This window comes from Verrucomicrobiia bacterium, assembly GCA_035946615.1.
Lineage (GTDB): Bacteria > Verrucomicrobiota > Verrucomicrobiia > Limisphaerales > UBA8199 > DASYZB01.
The window spans coordinates 1-2,129 of sequence record DASYZB010000123.1; the positions used below are offsets into that span (position 1 = coordinate 1).

Consider the following 2,129-nt stretch of genomic DNA (forward strand, 5'->3'; position numbering starts at 1 on the left):
AGGAATGCGCGCAACGAGCTCTTCGATTTCTGAGCCATCTAAACGGAAATATGGAAAGACATTTTTCGACCGAAGCCAGGCCTAATCTGGAGTGCTGCAACGGGTCGCGAGCAGAGTGCCACAGGGTACAATCGGTGAAGCGCCGCTTGAGTTCTGAATGCGGCCATAAGCGAGCGTTCAATATTTATTCGACGGTAGCCCTAGATTAACTGGATACGACTCATCACAAGACGCAGGCGACAGATGGATGAATCTGCCAAAACGGCGCTGATAACCCTCTTCTGCATCGTAGGTGGCTTTTGCCTAATGTTCCCATTGGGTTACCTTTTCGGTGTCATGCATTGGCCCGGATTTCATAGCTGGGGACTAATGCATGGGTCATTTCTCGTCGCGTGGCCGGCTCTCTCTTGGATGCTATATATGGCAGTTCGAGTAATTAGCTGGTTTAGAAAGAGGCTAGCGCACTCGGGAAGGGCAGCTTAGGGTTGGGAGTAGACGATTAGGGGTAAAACCGCGATCAGAACGCTTGAAGGGTAACATTCGGCCAGAATGTATGGTCCGCCCCCTGATTGCAAGCCTGCACGCTGAGTGACGTCAAAATGGTTTGCGCAAATGTATCCGGCCTCATGTTGAAGGCAGAAGTCGCCTTCGGGCCCTGATGGGAATGCGCGCCTGGCTGTCCTCATAAGCGGTGCGATCTCAGAAGATCTCTTTTGGCCACAGGTTTTCAGTCAGGCCGTTCAACCATTGCCGCCATCACCTCGTGACGCTTGCAAACCCGGCGGGATCAAACTCAGTTCGTGCCCACGGCGGGACGGTAGTCCTCGCCGTGGGCGAGCACCGCCCAGGCGGTGCGGGCGATCTTGTTGGCGAGCGCCACGACGACCACGTTCGTGTGTCGGCGTATCTTGAGTTCCCGGAGCCAGGTACCTAGCCGGTCCTGGCGGCGGTCTGAGTGACACACCACGGCGCGGGCCCCGTGGACCATGAGCATGCGCACGTAGTTGTTGCCGCGCTTGGAGATCCCAAGGAGCGTCGTCTTGCCGCCCGTGGAGTGCTGGCGGGGGACGAGCCCCAGGAAGGCGGCAAGCTCCCGGCCTCGCCGGAACTCCCGGCCATCCCCGATGCAGGCGACTAGCGCGGTGGCTGTCAGGGGCCCGATTCCTGGCACGGTCAGGAGTCGCCGGCAGGCCGGATCCGCCTCGGCCACTTGTCGGAGTTCAGCGCTGAGTGCGGCGATCCGTCGGTCGAGCGCCTTGACCTCCTGCCAGAGGTCAGACACCAAAGCCCGCATGCGCGTGGACAGCCCATTCTCGGCATCCTCGAGGATCAAGGGCAGCTCCCGGCCCAGGGCGATGACCCCGATGGGGATCGTAATCCCGTTCTCGAGCAGGAAGGCCCTGAGCTGATTGATGCCGGCGATGCGCTGGGCCATGAGCCCGCTTCTCACCCGGTGCAGGGCCTGCAGATCCTGTTGCGCCACTGTCTTCACTGGCACGAAGCGCATGGTTGGGCGGGTGACCGCCTCGGCGATGGCTTCCGCGTCCAGGTAATCGGACTTGTTCGACTTCACGTAGGGCTTCACAAACTGCGGGGCCATGAGCTTCACGGTGTGGCCGTGCTCGCCAAACCGTCGCGCCAGGTGCTGGGAGCCCGCGCAGGACTCCATCCCCACCAAACAGGGCGGCAGGTTCGCCATGAACCGCATCAGGGCGGCGCGGGTGTAGCGATGCCGGTGCACGATCGCACCGGAGCCATCCAGCCCAACCGCGTGAAATGTGGATTTGCCGATATCCAAGCCAAGTGTTTGAATAGCCATGTTGGTCCGCCTCCTTTGATTACGGGTACCACCGTGTCCCGTCGGGCTCATTGAAGCCGAAATGAAGGGGGCGGACCATCCCTATAAGCGGAATTACCTAACGGTTGGCGATAACTTCAAGGAACCAAAGGTAGCCAAATTCGGAAGCCATTGATTTATGGGACGGCGCGCTAACCATGGTCTTTATTTTTGTCACGATTGTAATTGTCATTTGGATCGCGATTACTGCTGCGTTAAATATCGTATTTTTTCGCAACCTTTTTATTTCGTCTCTAATCGCAGGTGGTGTCGCGACGATATTCATGGCTAT

At 58.4% G+C, this 2,129-nt stretch carries 2 protein-coding genes; both read right to left on the reverse strand.

Going from position 1 to position 2,129, the window contains the following annotated elements; translation table 11 throughout:
* Nucleotides 1–793 precede the first annotated feature (793 nt).
* Entirely contained in the window at nucleotides 794–1,819 is a 1,026-nt protein-coding gene (locus VG146_18235; GenBank protein ID HEV2394294.1) for an IS110 family transposase, read from the reverse strand.
* Between the two features lie 97 nt (nucleotides 1,820–1,916).
* On the reverse strand, nucleotides 1,917–2,129 hold a 213-nt coding region (locus tag VG146_18240), incomplete at its 5' end, for a hypothetical protein (GenBank protein HEV2394295.1).

Excerpts from the sequence above, each read along its gene's own strand:
- VG146_18235 (HEV2394294.1), bottom strand. The coding sequence starts at position 1,819 with ATGGCTATTCAAACACTTGGCTTGGATATCGGCAAATCCACATTTCAC.